Raw genomic sequence first — 18,754 nt, forward strand, 5'->3', positions numbered from 1 at the left:
TTATACATTAATTAGCTATAAAGTTTTCTATCTTTTCTGCCAGCTCATCAGATACATTAATCAAAGGCAATCTTACTGCATCTCCACAAACTCCTTTTGTTTTAAGCATATGTTTTATTCCCGCCGGATTCCCTTCTGCAAATGCATGATCAACCGCTGGTAAGAGCTTATACAACTCTGAGAAGGCTTTCTGTGTTTCTCCTGCTAATCCTAATCGAATCATCTCTGAGAATTCATCCGGAAACCCCTGCCCTATTACACTAATTACTCCATCTCCTCCTGCTGCAACAGCTGGTAATGCTAAAGCATCATCCCCTGACAGTACCAAAAACCCTTCTGGTCTCTCTTTAATAATCTGCAATACCTGTGTAAAATCACCAACAGCTTCTTTTACCCCTATAACATTATCCAACTGTGCCAATCTCAAGGTAGTTTCTGCTGTCATATTAATCGCTGTTCGCGATGGCACATTGTACAATAACACAGGAATCGGAGCATGGTCCTGAATTTTCTTATAATGCTGATAAATACCTTCCTGACTTGGTTTATTATACATAGGCACAACAGATAATACGGCAGCAAAATCGCTGAGATCTGTACTATCTATTTCATCAATAACTGCTTGTGTATTATTTCCTCCTATACCTATAACCAATGGCAATCGTTTCTTATTCACCTGTACGATATGAGCTACTAACGCTTTCTTTTCCGATTTCGTCAATGTAGCTGATTCTGCAGTAGTCCCCAGAACTACCAGGTATTCTATTTTTCCTTTGATACAAAATTCCACTAATGATGTTACTCCATCATAGTCTATTGTACCATCATTTTTAAACGGGGTAACCAAAGCAACTCCTGTCCCTCTTAAAAACTCATTCATAGCTAAATTATGTCTAAAACTTTTAAATATTTTTTTAATTCGGCGATAAAAAGATTGGTATCATCCATTGCCGAACCGATCACTAAATCATTAATTCGATTATCGACTTCTGCAAAACCAACTTTAAATTTTGCCCGAGAAGCTGAAGCTACGTAATTGAGCTCTAACTTATCCTCTGCATAAAAATTGATCAGAACGTCGTAATCTGTATGTATAAATTCTTTGAGTGAAGTACTTTTAACACTGCCATTAGCCGCAAAACAACGTTCGTTATAATAAGCAGCATCTTTATCATCACTGATCTCTTTCTGATCTTCCTTGAACCCCATCACCTTGAGTCGTTCTGATTTCACCCCCAGCTCATTAGCCAACTTCAGCAATGACAATACATTTACAGATTGAGAAGCATCTATAAGTACTGCCAGTGTTTTGAGATGAGAAACATTCATAGTAGTAGTTCCCCGTTTACTAAGACTGGTTTCAATGCCCTTTTTAAGTGCTTTGCGTTTAAGACCTTTTAAAATCATTCACAAAAAAATTAGTTCACAAATGTAGCTATTTTACATTTTAAAAACATCCCCTTATCAATAAAGAAATAATGATATTTTAGGTTTACAGATTTTCTATCTTTATACTCAATTCATTTTTTATCTGTTCATCAAAATACCAGGTTACATAACTTAACGGAACCACCTCTATACCAACCCGATGTAGTACTCTGCAACGTTCCATAGAGAATGTTTTCTCAAAATCTCCCGGAAAACCTATTAAGTCAATTCCTAAGTATTTGTTATTTTTCTCTATCAACACATCAATAACCAGCCCGGACAATTCATACCCAATAAAACATTGCGAATCCGGATTTTCCTGCATAACAAATGCCTGTACCTGTGTTGCAAAATCATCAAAATATTTATTCCCTGTTTCTTCTTCTCCTAATTTCTCCACTCCTACAAACCAATCCAAATAGGTCCTCAACAAAGAATGTTCTGATAAACTATTTTCATCTACCGAAAGATATATCTCTTGTTTATTCCTGGCTCTAGTAACCATAACATTAAACATATCTTCTTTATTCAAATAACTATACGAGCTATGATGACTATCATTATCAACCGTCATAGAAATCAACATGATATCTCTTTCGTCCCCCTGAAAAGAATACGGAGTCCCTAACCGAATAGCATGTTTATTCATCGCCTGTAAAGAAATTTCTTTTTTTACCAGTTTACCAATATAGGTTATCTGATCTTTAAACGGCGTAATCACACCGATAGAAGTCGCAGCAGTTTTGGACAACTTTTCTTCTTTTCTGATCACCTCCTGAATATACAATACTATTTCTTCTGCTTCTTTCTCATTAACTCCTTTGGTATTTCTTTTTCCCTGAACGCGATGCACAAACACGGATTGCCTGCCTTTATTCTTAGGCAAATCATGCATAATTGTCAAGGCATCATCATAAAATTTTTGATTGCTAAATCCAATGATATCCGGTAATGACCTATAATGCTCATCCAATAGATTTACCTGCTCCACCTTACTAGTTCCTTCTAACACAAAATCAAGCAAACTTCGTTCCCGGTAGTTATATTTCTCTTCCCATGGTAACTCATTCTTTACACTCAACAATTTCATCTGTTGCTTAGACAAAAAACACATATGCCGCAACTGCTTAGGATCCCCTGTAACAACTACTTTTTTTGCCCGCTGCAACAATGGCAGAACTCCGGCAATATCACATTGGGTTGCTTCATCTATCACCAACACATCAAAAAGCTCTTTTTGCAAAGGGAAAACCTCTGACACTTCATCTATTTTCACCAACCAAACAGGCAATGCATCCAGAACAACCTTAAAATCAAAAAGTTCTAACTCTGATAATTTTGTCGACTTATCTGTATTCCTCAACATACTCACCAAACGCTGAAGTTCTTTTCTATTTTCTCTGACACTGGCTCTGATCTTACCCAAAACCTGTCCCATCATTTTTTTATTGGTATCTTGAATTCCTTTATTGAGATATTTCACATACAAATCCAACAACCTCCACTCTTCTTGTTGCCAGGTTTTAAAAAGCGTCACCCATTTCATCTTTACTGTTCTCACCACTCCCGGTTTCCTCAGAATAGTCTGGGTTAATTTCCTGCTTTTTTCCTCTACAGCTTCAAACGCTTTCTCTATTCTTTTCAATTCCTCATATACAAACTCCAAGCCCGTATGATCTTTATCAATTTCTCGTATATAAGGCAATGTATTAAACTTATACAAATAGCGTTCTAAACTTGCTATTAATGAAATTTTATATCGGCTACCCCCAACTTTCATTCGGAATCTCCCTACAGAAAAAGAGGCTAATTTATCTGATACTACCTGCAAAGCTTCTTCAGTTCTTGCTGCAACCAATACGCTTTTCCCTTTACTGAGGTAATCTATTGCTATAGCTGCTACTGTATAACTTTTTCCAGTTCCCGGAGGACCTATAAAAACTGATTTTTTTAATTCATACGCGGATTTAACTATCTGCTGCTGTGCATGGTTTAAAATAAAAGGTTGAACACCTGGTTTATAAATCGCATCTCCCAGGTATTTTTCTTGCCCAAAATACGCTTCAACAGCAGTAGAATACGACACTTCTTCACATAACCGTTCTAATTCATTAACCACCCCTTGCATATTATTTGCTTTGCTAGACACCATCAATCCAGAAGCAGAAACCAATCTAAACACCCCGAATTCCACCTCCTTATCATTATAAACTTTCCGAAGCTCTTTCCCTTTTCTCAGCTTAGGAAACAGTGTAATATCGTCTGAAAAATGAAGCCCCTCCACATATCGTTCAAAAAGTCGTTTTACCTTCATCAAGAAAGAATACTCTACAAGATTTTCTTCCAACAACTGCGTAAAATGAGCCCGAAAATCCTCAAAAGGCAATGACATTTCCAGTGTTTTCAAAAAACCGTAGTTCACTTCTCTTTCTGCTATCTCCAACGAAACATAATACGTTTCTCCTTCCCGAATTATTGTGGCAGGATAATAAAACAAGGGCGCGCACACGCGAACTGTTTTTTTATTAAACAGTTTTTTCCTTCCCACAATAAACATTGTACAATAATACAATTGCTTATCTCGCTTATACAATTGCAGGTTTTTGGAAATCTCTTCCCCTTGTTCTTCTGGAATATATTGCCGCGGATACTTCCCATTAATCAATTCCTCTTCTGCTTCCTGTATCCAGTGATTTTCATATTTAGCCGAAAAGAAATTAACAATACTAAATTCTCTATTATCGGCTTTATAACAATCCGAAAAGTACTTAATTAACTTCTGTATATCCAATTATTACATGCTTTTACCCTTCTTCTTCTCCCTACACCATTGCCAAGAAATCATCTTCACTTATAATAGCAACTCCCAACTTGGTTGCTTTTTCTAACTTACTAGGTCCCATATTAGCTCCTGCCACCACATAAGACGTCTTAGAAGAAATTGAACTGGATACTTTTCCTCCGTTGTTTTCTATCAGTTTTTTTAGTTCATTTCTCGATACTTTTTCGAACACTCCTGATACCACAAAAACTTTCCCACTTAACACCTCTGTCTGCCCGGCAAGTTTCTCCGCAGAAATTTCTAACTGTACTCCGGCATTTTTTAATCGTTGTATTAGTTCCTTATGTGCCTCGACACTAAAAAACTCCTGAACACTTTGTGCTATTTTTATTCCTATTTCCTCTACATTAACCAGCTCTTCTTCTGTAGCCGCTATAATTGCATCTATATTTTTATAATGCTTTGCCAGTTTTTTAGCTACCGTTTCTCCCACATAACGAATGCCTAATGCAAATAACACCCGCTCGAAAGGTATTTCTTTTGATTTCAAAATTCCATTAATAAGGTTATCTGCACTCTTTTCTGCCATACGCTCCAACGGAATCACTTGTTCTTTTTTCAGATCATATAAATCTGCATAATTTGTAATCAAGTTCTCTTTGACTAATAAAGCAACCGTTTCTCCTCCGAGTCCCTCTATATCCATTGCCTTTCTAGCAATAAAATGCTGTATTCTTCCTACCACCTGAGGAAAACACCCTAAGTCATTTGGACAGTAATGTTGTGCTTCTCCTTCTTTCCGTATCAATGCTGTCTGACATTCCGGGCAAACTGATATATATACTGTTGGGGAGGTATTTTCTCTTTTAGTTATATCTACCCCTACTATTTTTGGAATGATCTCTCCTCCTTTTTCTACAAATACAGTATCTCCTTCCCTAACATCTAATTTTGCAATTTGATCTGCATTATGGAGAGAGGCTCTTTTTACAACAGTTCCGGCTAATTGTACCGGTTCCAAATTAGCAACAGGAGTAATTGCTCCAGTTCTTCCCACCTGATATGTTATCTCTTTCAGTACAGTAGCCACTTGCTCTGCCTTGAATTTATAAGCCATTGCCCATCTAGGGGCTTTTGAAGTAAATCCTAATTCTTCTTGCTGTTGCAAATTATTTACCTTCACTACCACCCCATCGGTTTCATACGGCAAGTCCTTTCTATGTTCATCCCAATAGTTAACAAACTCCAAGACTTCATCTATTGATTTTGCCAGACGTGATTCTCCCGGCACCTTAAAACCCCATGCCCTGGCTTTCTCCAGAGATTCATATTGTGACACAATCTGAATTCTATCTCCCACCAGATTATACAACAAACAATCCAAAGGACGTTTTGCTACTTCACTACTATCCTGAAGCTTTAAACTCCCTGAAGCAGTATTCCTAGGGTTCGCATAAGGCTCTTCTCCCGCAGCCAACCGTTCTTCATTCATTTTACGAAATCCTTCATATGGAAGTACAATTTCTCCTCTTATATCAAATTTAGAAGGATAATCTCCTTTCAATTTTAAAGGAACAGACTTTATTGTCTTGACATTGGTTGTCACATCATCTCCCTGAATCCCATCACCTCTGGTAACAGCTCTTACCAAAGCACCTTCTTCATATGTAAGATTAATAGAAGCTCCATCATATTTCAACTCACATGTGTATTGCACCTCTCCATCTACCAACTTTTTAATTCTTGTTTCCCAATCCAGTAAATCTTCCTTGGAATATGAATTATCCAATGAATACATTCGCTGTTCATGAACTATGGTTGCAAAATTTTTTGTCACTTCTCCTCCCACCCTCAAGGTCGGCGAATTCGCATCGTAATACTCCGGATGTTTTTCTTCCAGTTTTTGCAACTCCTTCAGCAAATGGTCAAAATCATAATCACTTATGGTTGGCTTATCCAACACATAATAATTATAATTGTGCTGTCTCAATTCTTCTCTCAGTTGGATTATTTTATCTTCTATATTCATATCCAATACATATGGTATTTTCTCTAACTTTTCTCTTACCTTTAATTATTTTACACTATTAAAATCCTGCATTTTTCTCAGAAGTCCCTCCACGGTATCATCAACCAACAATAAATCATAGCCTTCTTTTCGTAAGAAACCTTTTGCCATCATATCTTCCATCAGTTTCAACAAATGATTATAAAAGCCATCTATATTCAGTAAACCTATTGGTTTGCTATGCAATTTTAACTGTGCCCAGCTAATTACCTCGAATAGCTCTTCCAGTGTCCCAAAACCTCCCGGCAAGACGATAAACCCATCACTCAACTCCTGCAGTTTTTCTTTTCTTTGGTGCATATTTTCTGTGGTATACAATCTGGTCAACTCCGGATGCACAATTTCTTTGGATTTCAGAAATTGAGGAATAACCCCCACTACTTCTCCATCAAGCGATAATACGCCATTTGCTACAGCCCCCATAACTCCTATTTCTGCTCCTCCATACACCAAGGTTATCCCTTCTTTTGCAATGCGTTCTCCTAATTGTTTTGCTGTGGTAACATACTGTTCTTCTTTCCCTGTACTACTTCCACAAAAAACCGCTACTGCTTCTATTTTTTTCATCAAATTAATTTTACTTTCTAAATGCCTTAATCATTCGTTCGTTTCCAAAAAAATCTTTTCTTAACTCCACCACATCAAACCCTTTACCCAAAATCATATCTTTCATCTCCTGCCCTAAATATTGATTAATCTCAAAATATAAATTACCACTTTCTTCTAAACTCTGAGTTGCCAATGCTGCTATTTTTTCATAAAAAACCAATGCTCGATTATCCGAAACAAATAGCGCCGTATGAGGCTCGTACTTCAACACATTCCCCTTCATTTCTTTTTTTTCCATTTCTCGTACATAAGGAGGATTTGATACAATAATATCATATCGTTGGTCTAAAGATGCTACCGTCAATATATCCTGATTAATAAACCGTATCGCTACTCCATGCTGCTTCGCATTTTTTTGTGCTACTTCAATCGCTCCTTCTGACACATCTATTGCTTCTACTGTAGCATTAGGAATATGTTTAGCTAATGTTATTGCAATACACCCACTACCAGTTCCTACATCGAGAATTCGTATTTTCTTTTCTTTTTTTCTATTCTTGCAATCTTCTATAATCCAATGCACTAACTCTTCCGTTTCAGGTCTCGGAATTAACACTTGTTCACTCACCTGAAAATCCAATCCATAAAAATTAGTACTCCCAATAATATATTGTACAGGAACTTCTTTTTCTAACTGTGATACCGCTGCTGTAAACATTGTCTTTTGAGGAATTGTAAGCTTTTTTTGTAATTCCAATGCCACTTGAACCCTACTCATCCCAAGGAGATGATCTGTTATCAAATAAAAAAAAGACAAGGTTTCTTCCCTTCCATATTGCTCTGATAAGCTTGTTAAAAAATACGCTTTAGCTTCTTTTAAAATCAACCGTTTCCTTTTTAATGTGTACAACTCTTATTTTCTATAACTTTTTAATCATCCACTCCTGGCAATTATAATGTCCGGTGTCTCCCATTGGTTTTTCCAAGGGTTCAAAACCAACTTTTCCATATAATTTTTTAGCAGATTCCATATAAGGCATTGTTTCTAAATAACAAGATTCAAACCCCTCTTCTTTTGCTTTGGACAGGCATATCTCCATTAATTGTCTTCCAACTCCTTTCCCTCTCATTTTTGAAGAAACATACATTTTCTGAAGTTCACAAACGTCCTCTTCTCCATTTTCTAATGGAGCGATTCCTGCTCCTCCTAATACACTTCCATCACATTCTACTACAAAATACGCTCCCCGGCTTTCATTATATGTTTCATACATCATATCCAATGCTTTATCTTCATAAGCTGTCCCCACCTTAGGCACTCCCATCTCTACAAGCACCTCTCGTATTATAGCTGCCAATGCTTTATTGTCATTTAACTCTATAGGGCGAATTTTAATTGTACTCATTGCTAATATTAATTACTTTTGCGTTAACCTTCTTAATCGACAAAACTCCTTAACCTCTTTTTAGCAAACTAAAAAGAAACAGTAGCATTATATCATAAAATAATCAACGAAATATACAGTAATTCCATCCAGAAACCAATGAACAAGATACTATTATTATTAACAATATTTTTCATTTCCATCAGATGTTCCTCCCCGGAGAAACCAATCTTCAAAAGCCTGAATAACATCGACATAAAAAAAGCAAGCCTAACCGAAGTAACCATTCATGCTGATGCTATTTTTGATAACCCTAATAACCTATCTGGAAAGCTATCAATTGAAGACCTTCATATCTTAGTAGACAACGTGGATATAGGTGTTATTTCTTCTAAAGAGTTTAACGTTCCTAAAAAAGAGTCTTTCACTATTCCATTAACCGGAACATTTCCACTCTCAAAAATCTACAAAAACAACAAAAAAGGAATCCTAAACAGTATTTTATCAATTGCCACAACGGACTCCCTAACGATAGAATACGATGGTAAAATCAGATATCATTTGCATGATTTTTCATACCCATATCACATCAACACTTCTCAAAAAATAAAAATAAAATAGTGAACCCTATACACCAACTCTATATTCGCCGCTGCATCCAATTAGCTAAAAACGGACTAGGAACCACTTATCCCAATCCTATGGTTGGTGCTGTTATTGTTCACAACCAAAAAATTATTGGCGAAGGCTGGCATCACAAAGCCGGACAACCCCATGCAGAAGTAAACGCTATTCGTTCAGTAAAGGATCATTCCATACTTCCTGAAGCTACTATATATGTAAGCTTAGAGCCCTGCAGCCATCATGGAAAAACACCTCCATGTAGTGACCTTATCATCGAAAAAGGAATCAAGAATGTTGTTATCGGCACTATAGACCCTTTTTCTAAAGTTGCCGGAAGAGGGATTAAAAAGCTCAAAAATGCTGGTTGCCACGTAACTGTTGGCGTATTGGAAGAGGCTTGCCATGAACTCAACAAACGCTTTTTTACTTTTCACACAAAAAAGCGCCCATATATTATATTAAAATGGGCAGAAACCCAGGATGGATATATTGCCCCCATGAATTCTTCTGAAAGAAAACCTGTGTGGATTACCGATAAAAATTCTCGTCAACTTGTTCATAAATGGCGAACTGAAGAACAGGCTATTCTTATTGGCAGTAAAACCGTCATAAAAGACAATCCTAAACTTACCGCCAGAGACTGGTACGGAACAAACCCATTACGCATCATTATTGCTTCTACTGATAAAGAACTCAGTAATTCTGCTGTACTGGATCAAACCACCGAAACAATTATTATATCAAACAAAAAATTCCAGAAAAAAAACCAAGCCAATCTCATTTATTGTACTACCCAAACAGATCAATTAATACAAGGCATCTGTGATTTCCTATACGAAAAAGACATTCAATCACTAATTATAGAAGGAGGTAGTTATACGCTACAACAATTTATCGACACTGATATATGGGATGAAGCCCGGGTTTTTAAAGGCAATGCTTTTTTCAGAGAAGGAGTCAAAGCCCCTAAGCTTTCGACTTCCCCTGTAACGATAACCAATATTAAAAACGACTTTTTACACATTCACAAAAATGATTAAAACAATTATATTTGATTTTGGTGACGTATTCATCAACCTGGATAAAACTGCTACAGCAGATGCTTTTTCTAAACTAAAAACTTCCTCTTCTCAGGCATTTATTACACAGATCAACGAGCTTTATGAAACCGGAATGATTACCACAGAGGAATTCTTTACTCATTATTCTACTATATACCCTGAACTTACCTCATTTCTAATTAAAGACGCATGGAATGCTATCTTACTTGATTTCCCTACCCACAGGCTCAATTTCCTCCAGCAACTTGCCATTTCCAAACAATACAAACTCATCCTCCTGAGCAACACAAATGAATTACACATTGACTGGATAAAAAAGAACATTTCACACTATCAAGCATTCAAGTCTTGTTTTGATCAATTTTACCTATCACATGAAATCAATCTGAGAAAACCAACAGCTGATATCTTTAATTTTGTTCTCAGCAAAAATCAGATACTCCCTGACGAAACTATTTTTATTGATGACACTAAGGAGCATATTAACACTGCTGCTTCCCTGGGAATCCATACCTGGAATATCGACCCCAAAAAAGAAGATATCACTACTTTATTTGCTACAAAATCTGATTTGTTTTGACCTATTTATTACTCAGCATTTTAGCCACTACAATTATCTTTATACTTTTCAAAACTTTTTCTTTGTATAAAGTCAATACATCTCAGGCTATTGTCACTAACTATATTGTAGCTGCTTTATTCGGATTTTTTTTTCATACCGGTAACATCAGTATCCCAACACTCATTTCTCAACCCTGGTTTATATGGTCCCTTATCCTAGGGGCAGTTTTCATCAGCATCTTTAGCCTGATAGCCATTACTGCACAGCGAAATGGAATTTCAGTTGTTGCTGTCGCCAGCAAAATGAGTATGATTATTCCAATCTTATTTGGTATTCTCTACTACAAAGAACACACAAACACCTTAAAAATAACCGGAATACTCATTGCCCTGATTGCTGTTTTCCTCGCTTCTTCCAAAAAGACATCGCAAACCACAACAAATACAAGCAGCTTTATCTATCCATTATTAGTTTTTATTGGTAGTGGACTTATTGATACCTCTATTAAGTTTATCGATTTTCATTTTGTAAAACCTGAAGATGCCTCCATCTTTCCTGCTACTATTTTTGCTGCCGCAGGAATTCTTGGAATCTTCCTTTTATTATACAATAGCATTATCAAAAAAGAAAGCATTTCATTCAAAAATATTATCGCAGGAATTTCTTTAGGCATTCCTAATTATTTTTCTGTTTATTTTCTAATTTTGGCACTTAGGCATGAGCTTATGGACAGCTCTACCGTATTTACGATTAACAATGTTTCTATATTAATAACTTCAACACTTGCTGGCATCCTTATATTTAGAGAACAACTACTCCTAAAAAACTGGATTGGCATTTTACTAGCCATACTCAGTATATTTTTAGTTAGCTTTTCTTTTTAATCTTACTTATTTTGGAAAACAACGATACATACAAAACAATTTGCTCTCCTACTGAAGAGGTTCTTTTCAAAGACAAAAACAGTAAATTTTATGGATATGCGTTTCCTCTTTCAAATGAAAATGACATAAAACTCCTGCTCGAAAAACTAAAAAAACAACATCACGCTGCCAGACACTGGTGTTATGCATGGCAATTAGGTACAGAAAACAAACGCTATCGCGCTAATGATGATGGCGAACCATCCAACTCTGCCGGGCAGCCTATTTATGGTCAGATACAATCTTTTGACCTCACGAATGTACTTATTGTAGTCGTTCGATATTTTGGAGGTGTTAAACTGGGAGTCGGTGGATTGATCAATGCTTATAGAACTGCTGCTCAACTCGCTCTCGAAAATGCTGTGATTGAAGAAAAGACAATTAATATCGCTTTTGAGATTATATTCGAATACAAAGACATGAATAAAGTCATGCGCATCATTAAAGAGCATCAATTAACTATCACATCCCAAAAACTAGAACTCAATTGCCGGGTTTTTATTAGTGTAAGAAAAAAAATAGCTCATAAAATAAATGAGCTATTCTCCTCGTTATACGGTATAGAAATTAAACTATTAGACGATTAAGAACATTTCATCTTCTCTAATAAGTAAGGGGGACAGGCGATGGGTTTTCGTGTTTCACTATCCATAAAAGCCAATGTTGTTGATGCAATTGTTAACAATTCTTGATTTTCATTATAGATTTCATAATCAAAAATAATTTTAACCGTAGGAATTTTCCTTAACTTTGTTTTGATAACTAACTGATCGTCAAAGTATGCAGATTTCTTATATTTAATATCTAAGGAAATAACTGGCATCATGATGCCACTTTCTTCCATAGCCCTATATGAAGTTCCTGTAGCTGATAACCAATCAACTCTGGCTACTTCAATATATTTAATATAATTAGAATGGTGAACAACACCCATTTGATCTGTTTCTGCGTATCGTACCTTTAGTAAAGTTTCTGTGATAAGTGACATAAAAAAATAGTTAAAATGTAAACAACGATAATGTTGAAATTTGCGAATTATGCGAAAAAAATATTTAAAATTCAACACTCGATTCGTTTTTTTTTTACATTTTTTGTTCACATATTTGTCAAACAAAAGAAGAAGGGGTTTATTAAATATTTTCTCATTTAACGACCTAGTAAAAAAACAGAAAACCAGACCTTTAGAATGAATATCACTGCGCAATCAGTTTGGGATAATTGTCTATCTTTTATAGAAGATAACATAACACCGCAAGCTTTTAAAACTTGGTTTGAACCCATCAAAGCGGTCAAATTAACCGATAGTGCATTAAGTGTCCAGGTCCCTAGTAAATTCTTTTACGAATGGCTCGAAGAACACTATGTAAACTTATTAAAGGTTTCTCTTACCAGAGAACTAGGAGAAAACGCTAAATTGGTATATGTCATAAAAATGGAAAACACTTATGGCAACAAAAAACCATTTACCGAAAAAATTCCAAGTGCTAACCGAACAGCAGTTAGCCCTCAGGAAGTTGATGTTCCTATTAAAAGCAAAAATCCGGAATTAAAAAATCCTTTTATCATTCCGGGAATTAGAAATGTAAAAATAGAATCTCAACTAAACCCCAGTTATAATTTCGAAAATTTCCTGGAAGGAGACTCTAACAGACTCGCACGTTCTGCGAGTATGGCGGTTGCTAACAAACCCGGAGGAACCTCTTTCAACCCTCTTTTAATTTTCGGAGGTGTTGGTCTTGGAAAAACACACTTAGCACACGCTATTGGTGTCAACATAAAAGATAACTACCCAGAAAAAACAGTACTATATATATCTGCAGAGAAATTCACCCAACAATATATCGAATCTGTAAAAAAGAACAATCGAAATGATTTTATTCACTTTTACCAGATTATCGATGTTCTGATTGTTGATGATATTCAATTACTATCTGGTAAAGCAGGTACCCAAGATGTATTCTTCCATATCTTTAACCACTTACACCAAAATGGGAAACAGGTTATTCTTACCAGTGACAAAGCACCGGTAGATATGCAGGATATTGAACAGAGATTATTATCCCGATTCAAATGGGGATTATCCGCAGAATTACACCAACCAGATTTCGAAACAAGAGTCTCTATTATCAAAAATAAATTATATAGAGACGGTGTAGAGATGCCTGAAGATATCGTAGAATTTCTAGCGAATAACATCAAGACCAACATACGTGAATTAGAAGGAGCAATTATTTCATTAATCGCTCACTCCTCTTTCAACAAGAAAGATATCACAATAGACCTAGCCAAAGCTATTGTAGACAATTACGTAAAAAACACCAAGAAGGAAGTATCTATTGATTACATCCAAAAAGTAGTAAGTGACTATTTCCAGATGGACGTAGAAACACTACAATCAAAGACCCGAAAAAGACATATTGTGCAAGCGAGGCAATTGGCTATGTTTTTTGCTAAAAAACTCACAAAAGCTTCTTTAGCTAGTATTGGCACTCAAATCGGAAAAAGAGATCACGCAACTGTTTTACACGCCTGTAAAACAGTCGACAACCTATCTTCCACCGATAAACAGTTCAGAAAATATGTTGAAGATCTAGGTAAAAAACTAACCCTATAATCTTATTTCAAGCTATGGCTACTAAAATTCTAATGGTATGCTTAGGGAACATCTGCAGATCTCCTCTGGCAGAAGGTATCCTACAATCTAAACTACCACCTGAAGAATTTATTATAGATTCCTGCGGAACCAGTAGCCATCATATAGGAGAAAAGCCCGACCTCAGATCCATAGAAATTGCCTCCGTAAATCATATCGATATCTCAAATCAAAGAGCTGCACAACTAACAAAAATGCATCTCGATACTTATGATATCATATACGCTATGGATCAAAGCAATTATGACAACATTCTCAAACTGTCCTCTCCTGACAATAAAGACAAGGTTAAATTAATTCTTAACGAATCCCATCCTAATAAAAACTTAGGTGTTCCTGATCCATATTACGGAGGAACTCAGGGGTTCGAAGATGTTTTTAATATGCTTAATGACGCTTGCGACATCATTGCACATCGTTTGAAAAAGTAAAAGTTTTTGTATATTTAGAATTATTTCAACTAAAGAAACATTAATTTTCTCAAAAACATTTTAGATCCACTACCCCTAAATCAACTACAAAACATATCACATTAACCAATCATAGCCCTCAACAACTATTTCATATGGAGTTCACCCCTATAAACACCAAAGGAACCTTATACCTAATCCCAACAAGACTTGGAGATGACGTCCCTTTAGAAGTACTACCTATCTCTATTAAAAAGGTTCTTGAACAAGTAAACCACTATATTGTTGAAAACGAAAAACCCGCTAGGCGTTTTATAAAAAAAATAAGCCCCAGCAAATCTCAAAAAAACTTAATTATACAATCTGTAAACAAATACACAGATAGTTCAGAAATCCCCAGTTACCTAAACCCCTGTCTAAACGGACAGTCAATTGGACTATTATCCGATGCCGGCTGCCCCGGAATTGCCGACCCTGGGGCTGAGATTGTACGATTAGCACATGAAAAAGGAATAAAAGTTACTCCACTTGTTGGTCCTTCCTCTATATTACTAGCTATGATGAGTAGCGGAATGAATGGACAAAATTTCACTTTTAACGGCTATTTACCCATTGATAAAAATGAAAGAAAAACCACCATCAAGCAACTGGAAAAAACTTCTTTAGAAAAACAACAAGCACAAATCTTTATAGAAACCCCATACAGAAATGACAAAATGCTCGAAGATTTAAAAAGCATACTACATCCAACCACCAGATTATGTGTCGCCTGTGACATAACACTTACCTCTGAACTGATTCTTACTAAAACGATCAAAGATTGGCAAAAAGAAAAGGTAGATCTTCATAAAAAACCTACCATCTTTATTATACAAAGAGACTATTAAACGCTCTCTATTTTTTTTTCTAAAGTATATTACAAAACCACCTTTGCATTTCGCTGCATCACTACAAAAGACAGATCATAACCAGCAAATCGTTTCATATAATATCGAACTGTGGTTCCAAAAGCATCTTCAAACCCTTCTACACCTCCACTTCTCAGGTATTTTTTAACCGCTCCTGCTCCTGCTAAATGAGCTGCAGCTAGCATTCCTGATTCTGTTACCTCTACTCCATTAATCCTTCTACCAACAAATCTTTTGATATCTCTTCTCAAAATCCACTTATTTCGAGCCACATTTGCATAAAATGCTTTTTCCTGAAGTTCTGAAGAATCTAAGAAATCACTCTTACTTCTAATTCCCAGCAATTCTAAGGTACTTAAACCAAACTGGTATTTTCCTAAATATCCAAATTGATTAATTACCGCATAATTTCCTCTGGATTCTTTAAAAGCCAAAGCTTCTTTAAAACCGATATAAGACATCCCTAACTTAGGCATCATCTCTATTCCTTCTCCATCTTCGATTTCGTCAAAATTAGGCACCACATATTCCAAATCCAACCCTGCAGTACTATAAGAACTAAAATCACTTGAGCTTTTTGATGTAAAACTTAAAGAAGTTATACCTCCCACTGTAAGTATTATCGAAGCCCCTACTATCTTTCTTACCATATAAAAATTTTCTAAGTAGCCATTAAAAATAATGTCCCCCACTACTTAAATTTTTGCCCGGCAAATGTACGACTTTTTTTGAATAAAAAAACAAAACCCATATATTTTTTCATTTACCTGAAAAACAAAGATATAATCGCATTTTTATCTTTATAAAAAACCTTCAAAACACCTTAAAACAGTAGTAAAAACAACAAACACTCTTCTAAAAAAAGAAAAACTAACCAGAATTCTCTGATTAGTTTTCCACATAAAAGTTTATTTTTTTGTTAATAACAAATAGAATTTCAGCCCTATTCCTGAAGAAAAAACGCTTTTTTTCCTACAAAAATTATCGTTTAATCCCCTTCTTATTTATCCATTGTACATACTGCTCTTTATTGCGATTATGCTGTGCCAATGTCTTAGCAAATTTATGATATCCAAACTTCTCTACATTCGCTACAAAAAAGTAATATTCATGTTTCTCATAATTAAGAACAGCATCGATTGAAGAAATGTCAGGCATTGCAATAGGTCCTGGAGGGAGCTCCTTATATTTATATGTATTATATGGGCTATCAATTTCCAGATCCTTAAACAAAACTCTTTTAATCACCGTATTCCAATCATTTTTATGCTTCTTCAATGCATATATCACTGTTGGATCTGCATCCAACTTCCACCCATTAAGATACCTGTTCATATAAACCCCAGCTACCCTTGGTCGCTCATCAACCTTTGCTGTTTCCTTCTGTACTATTGAAGCTATCGTAACCACCTCTGCAGGCTTTAATCCAATTGCTTTTGCCTTTGAGAGTCTTTTCTCATTCCAAAAACGTTTATATTCCTTAAGCATTCTTTCTCTAAACTGCGCTGCAGATGTATTCCAAAAAAATTCATATTTATTAGGAACATACATAGACAATGCACTTTCCAGAGAAAACCCTTGCTGTTTTAAGAAAGCTTCATCTTTAAAAGCTTTAAGCAAGGATGTGCTATCTGCTTCTATTTGCTGCGCTACTCTTCCTGCTAAATTCTCTAATCGCTCCTGGTTATTAAAACTCAATTGAATCGGCGCGTTATTAACTCTTAAGGTATTTACGATTTGATTATTATTCAATCCTTTCTTAACAATATACCTTCCTGCCTTTATGTTTTTTATATACCCTTTTCTTCTTGCTACTGCATCAAAAGAATAAATATCCTTCACTACAGGACTCATAATTTCAATAAGTTCTGTATATGTGGCGCCGGTTGGCAGATACACTACTTTTGAATCTTCTTCAAAACTTGTATTAGGAGAAAATAACGAATCATAAACGTAATAAGCAAATACTCCTCCTGCTACCAAACCTATTAACACTATCGCTAAGATTATTTTTTTTATGTACATATATTTATTAATTGATATAAAAATTCATCTTTATAAACCCCTTTCACCAAATTCCATTCTTTCTTCACCCCTACTTGCACAAAACCTTCTTTTTCAAAAAGTTTCATACTTCCTATATTCCCCTCTGAAATATTTGCGTATAACTGATGTAAATTCAGAATGGTAAAAGCATATGTTACCACCATCTTTAATGCTTCTGCCCCATACCCCTTACCTCTATCTTCTTCTTCTGAAATTAAAATTCCGATTCCAGCCCGTTGATGTATCGGATCAAAATCAAATAAATCAATCAACCCTAAAACTTTTTCTTCATTCGAACATATTACCAAACGCAATTGTTTTGCTTCATAAATATCCAAATGAGCATTCTCCAGGTATTGCTTAATCAAAAAACGAGAATACGGTGTCTGAGTGGAGCTCATTTCCCAAACTTCGACATTATTCTCTACCCGATATAAAAAATCCAGGTCTTCAGGCTCTAATGCCCTTAAAAAAATATGTGTTCCTTTCAGGCTTAACACTCGATTTCTCCTTTAAAAACTTGTTTTGCTGGCCCTATTAAATATACATTTCTGTATCCTGCTTCCTCTTTCTCAAAAGTAATCTTCAGATCCCCTCCCAAAGTTTGAATATCGACTTCCTGTGCTTGGGTTTTATTAGAAGTATGCATCGCTAATGCCACTGCGGTCACTCCTGTTCCACAAGATAATGTTTCCCCCTCCACTCCTCTTTCATAAGTGCGCACTAAAAAGCTTTTATCAGTAAGTTGCTCTACAAAATTAACATTGGTTCCTTCCGTATAATAAGGAGCTCCCTCTCTTATCTTTCTTCCTACACTATCTACATTATACTCTTTTAGCCCTTCTACCAACTCTACATGGTGAGGCGAACCTGTATCCAAAAACAAATGCGACTCATGCTCCTCCACAGTTGACACATCCTGCATCTGCAAATAAACCAATCCGTCTTTAATTTCTGCATGATGTTTCCCATCAATAGCAGTAAATACAGCTTTTTCTTTTACAACACCCATAAAGGAAGCGAAAGCAACCAAACACCGACCTCCATTTCCACACATTGTACTCTCTTTCCCATCTGCATTATAATACACCATTGTAAAATCATCCTCATCATTCTGGGGTTTCTCCAAAAGCATCAAACCGTCTGCTCCAACTCCAAATTTCCTGTCACAAAGTCTGGCTATTAGTTTGGTATCATTTTTGGACACTATAGACTCTCTATTATCAATGATTACAAAATCATTCCCGGTACCTTGATATTTATAAAAAGTTAAAACCATTATTTTTATTTAATACAACAACAAAGGTACAAAGAAACAAAGCAAGTAATCACTGTTAAGAGAAGGTTAATTACAT

General features: G+C 35.7%; 20 protein-coding genes. 8 read left to right on the forward strand and 12 right to left on the reverse strand.

From position 1 onward, the window contains the following. Positions 1-7: 7 nt before the first annotated feature. The 7 genes from dapA to ACFSTE_RS22650 form a co-directional block, all read right to left on the reverse strand. On the reverse strand, positions 8-880 hold the full coding sequence (gene dapA, locus ACFSTE_RS22620) for a 4-hydroxy-tetrahydrodipicolinate synthase (protein WP_176030988.1): 873 nt from the start codon (positions 878-880) through the stop codon (positions 8-10). A 2-nt stretch (positions 881-882) separates the two neighbouring features. Beyond that, a complete protein-coding gene (locus tag ACFSTE_RS22625) occupies positions 883-1,407 on the reverse strand; it encodes a DUF6913 domain-containing protein (RefSeq protein ID WP_378253865.1) in 525 nt (174 codons plus the stop codon). 85 nt (positions 1,408-1,492) lie between these two features. Next, a complete protein-coding gene (locus tag ACFSTE_RS22630) occupies positions 1,493-4,219 on the reverse strand; it encodes a DEAD/DEAH box helicase (protein WP_378253863.1) in 2,727 nt (908 codons plus the stop codon). A 31-nt stretch (positions 4,220-4,250) separates the two neighbouring features. Further along, on the reverse strand, positions 4,251-6,239 hold the full coding sequence (gene ligA / locus ACFSTE_RS22635) for an NAD-dependent DNA ligase LigA (protein WP_378253861.1): 1,989 nt from the start codon (positions 6,237-6,239) through the stop codon (positions 4,251-4,253). A 45-nt stretch (positions 6,240-6,284) separates the two neighbouring features. Continuing rightward, positions 6,285-6,845 (reverse strand): LOG family protein, encoded by a 561-nt coding sequence (locus ACFSTE_RS22640; RefSeq protein WP_176030991.1) that lies wholly within the window; start codon positions 6,843-6,845, stop codon positions 6,285-6,287. Between the two features lie 10 nt (positions 6,846-6,855). Further along, positions 6,856-7,713 (reverse strand): peptide chain release factor N(5)-glutamine methyltransferase, encoded by an 858-nt coding sequence (gene prmC, locus ACFSTE_RS22645; RefSeq protein WP_378253859.1) that lies wholly within the window; start codon positions 7,711-7,713, stop codon positions 6,856-6,858. A 34-nt stretch (positions 7,714-7,747) separates the two neighbouring features. Next, positions 7,748-8,233, reverse strand: a complete 486-nt coding sequence (locus tag ACFSTE_RS22650; RefSeq protein ID WP_176030993.1) for a GNAT family N-acetyltransferase — start codon at positions 8,231-8,233, stop codon at positions 7,748-7,750. A 138-nt stretch (positions 8,234-8,371) separates the two neighbouring features. Between ACFSTE_RS22650 and ACFSTE_RS22655 the strand changes: the two genes are divergently transcribed. The 5 genes from ACFSTE_RS22655 to ACFSTE_RS22675 are packed head-to-tail and all read left to right on the forward strand — an operon-like array spanning position 8,372 to position 11,969. Next, entirely contained in the window at positions 8,372-8,833 is a 462-nt protein-coding gene (locus ACFSTE_RS22655) for a hypothetical protein (RefSeq protein WP_378253857.1), read from the forward strand. After that, entirely contained in the window at positions 8,833-9,876 is a 1,044-nt protein-coding gene (ribD, locus tag ACFSTE_RS22660) for a bifunctional diaminohydroxyphosphoribosylaminopyrimidine deaminase/5-amino-6-(5-phosphoribosylamino)uracil reductase RibD (protein ID WP_378253855.1), read from the forward strand. Before ACFSTE_RS22655 ends, ribD begins: the two co-directional genes overlap by 1 nt. Continuing rightward, entirely contained in the window at positions 9,869-10,477 is a 609-nt protein-coding gene (locus tag ACFSTE_RS22665; protein ID WP_378253853.1) for an HAD family hydrolase, read from the forward strand. The genes ribD and ACFSTE_RS22665 overlap by 8 nt, the downstream gene beginning before the upstream one ends. Beyond that, a complete protein-coding gene (locus ACFSTE_RS22670) occupies positions 10,474-11,343 on the forward strand; it encodes a DMT family transporter (RefSeq protein WP_176030996.1) in 870 nt (289 codons plus the stop codon). The genes ACFSTE_RS22665 and ACFSTE_RS22670 overlap by 4 nt, the downstream gene beginning before the upstream one ends. An 11-nt stretch (positions 11,344-11,354) precedes the next feature. Next, positions 11,355-11,969 (forward strand): IMPACT family protein, encoded by a 615-nt coding sequence (locus tag ACFSTE_RS22675; RefSeq protein WP_176030997.1) that lies wholly within the window; start codon positions 11,355-11,357, stop codon positions 11,967-11,969. Here the strand turns inward: ACFSTE_RS22675 and ACFSTE_RS22680 are convergent. Next, on the reverse strand, positions 11,966-12,370 hold the full coding sequence (locus ACFSTE_RS22680) for an acyl-CoA thioesterase (RefSeq protein WP_176030998.1): 405 nt from the start codon (positions 12,368-12,370) through the stop codon (positions 11,966-11,968). The genes ACFSTE_RS22675 and ACFSTE_RS22680 overlap by 4 nt on opposite strands. A gap of 198 nt (positions 12,371-12,568) precedes the next feature. Here ACFSTE_RS22680 and dnaA point away from each other — a divergent pair, with 198 nt between their 5' ends. The 3 genes from dnaA to ACFSTE_RS22695 all read left to right on the forward strand — a co-directional run bounded on the left by dnaA (position 12,569) and on the right by ACFSTE_RS22695 (position 15,332). Further along, positions 12,569-13,996 (forward strand): chromosomal replication initiator protein DnaA, encoded by a 1,428-nt coding sequence (dnaA, locus tag ACFSTE_RS22685; protein WP_176026875.1) that lies wholly within the window; start codon positions 12,569-12,571, stop codon positions 13,994-13,996. Between the two features lie 14 nt (positions 13,997-14,010). Continuing rightward, a complete protein-coding gene (locus ACFSTE_RS22690) occupies positions 14,011-14,466 on the forward strand; it encodes a low molecular weight protein-tyrosine-phosphatase (RefSeq protein WP_378253850.1) in 456 nt (151 codons plus the stop codon). A gap of 134 nt (positions 14,467-14,600) precedes the next feature. Continuing rightward, on the forward strand, positions 14,601-15,332 hold the full coding sequence (locus ACFSTE_RS22695) for an SAM-dependent methyltransferase (protein WP_176026877.1): 732 nt from the start codon (positions 14,601-14,603) through the stop codon (positions 15,330-15,332). A gap of 29 nt (positions 15,333-15,361) precedes the next feature. Here the strand turns inward: ACFSTE_RS22695 and ACFSTE_RS22700 are convergent, their stop codons facing one another. From ACFSTE_RS22700 to dapF, 4 genes are all read right to left on the reverse strand, one after another. Beyond that, complete coding sequence (locus ACFSTE_RS22700; RefSeq protein WP_176026878.1) at positions 15,362-16,003, reverse strand: peptidoglycan-binding protein LysM; 642 nt, start codon at positions 16,001-16,003, stop codon at positions 15,362-15,364. A gap of 331 nt (positions 16,004-16,334) precedes the next feature. Continuing rightward, positions 16,335-17,378 carry an endolytic transglycosylase MltG gene (gene mltG / locus ACFSTE_RS22705; RefSeq protein ID WP_378253847.1) on the reverse strand — a complete coding sequence of 348 codons (1,044 nt, stop codon included), beginning with the start codon at positions 17,376-17,378 and terminating at the stop codon, positions 16,335-16,337. Beyond that, on the reverse strand, positions 17,369-17,899 hold the full coding sequence (locus ACFSTE_RS22710) for a GNAT family N-acetyltransferase (protein WP_176026880.1): 531 nt from the start codon (positions 17,897-17,899) through the stop codon (positions 17,369-17,371). Before ACFSTE_RS22710 ends, mltG begins: the two co-directional genes overlap by 10 nt. Beyond that, positions 17,893-18,678 (reverse strand): diaminopimelate epimerase, encoded by a 786-nt coding sequence (dapF, locus tag ACFSTE_RS22715; protein WP_378253845.1) that lies wholly within the window; start codon positions 18,676-18,678, stop codon positions 17,893-17,895. The genes ACFSTE_RS22710 and dapF overlap by 7 nt, the downstream gene beginning before the upstream one ends. Between the last annotated feature and the right edge of the window lie 76 nt (positions 18,679-18,754).

The organism is Aquimarina hainanensis (assembly GCF_042684685.1).
GTDB lineage: Bacteria > Bacteroidota > Bacteroidia > Flavobacteriales > Flavobacteriaceae > Aquimarina > Aquimarina hainanensis.

Bases quoted from the DNA above. Each gene is read 5' to 3' on its own strand.
- dapA (WP_176030988.1), bottom strand. From the start codon at position 880: ATGAATGAGTTTTTAAGAGGGACAGGAGTTGCTTTGGTTACCCCGTTT.
- ACFSTE_RS22625 (WP_378253865.1), bottom strand. From the start codon at position 1,407: ATGATTTTAAAAGGTCTTAAACGCAAAGCACTTAAAAAGGGCATTGAA.
- ligA (WP_378253861.1), bottom strand. From the start codon at position 6,239: ATGAATATAGAAGATAAAATAATCCAACTGAGAGAAGAATTGAGACAG.
- ACFSTE_RS22640 (WP_176030991.1), bottom strand. From the start codon at position 6,845: ATGAAAAAAATAGAAGCAGTAGCGGTTTTTTGTGGAAGTAGTACAGGG.
- ACFSTE_RS22650 (WP_176030993.1), bottom strand. From the start codon at position 8,233: ATGAGTACAATTAAAATTCGCCCTATAGAGTTAAATGACAATAAAGCA.
- ACFSTE_RS22655 (WP_378253857.1), top strand. From the start codon at position 8,372: ATGAACAAGATACTATTATTATTAACAATATTTTTCATTTCCATCAGA.
- ACFSTE_RS22665 (WP_378253853.1), top strand. From the start codon at position 9,869: ATGATTAAAACAATTATATTTGATTTTGGTGACGTATTCATCAACCTG.
- ACFSTE_RS22680 (WP_176030998.1), bottom strand. From the start codon at position 12,370: ATGTCACTTATCACAGAAACTTTACTAAAGGTACGATACGCAGAAACA.
- dnaA (WP_176026875.1), top strand. From the start codon at position 12,569: ATGAATATCACTGCGCAATCAGTTTGGGATAATTGTCTATCTTTTATA.
- ACFSTE_RS22690 (WP_378253850.1), top strand. From the start codon at position 14,011: ATGGCTACTAAAATTCTAATGGTATGCTTAGGGAACATCTGCAGATCT.
- ACFSTE_RS22695 (WP_176026877.1), top strand. From the start codon at position 14,601: ATGGAGTTCACCCCTATAAACACCAAAGGAACCTTATACCTAATCCCA.
- ACFSTE_RS22700 (WP_176026878.1), bottom strand. From the start codon at position 16,003: ATGGTAAGAAAGATAGTAGGGGCTTCGATAATACTTACAGTGGGAGGT.
- mltG (WP_378253847.1), bottom strand. From the start codon at position 17,378: ATGTACATAAAAAAAATAATCTTAGCGATAGTGTTAATAGGTTTGGTA.
- dapF (WP_378253845.1), bottom strand. From the start codon at position 18,678: ATGGTTTTAACTTTTTATAAATATCAAGGTACCGGGAATGATTTTGTA.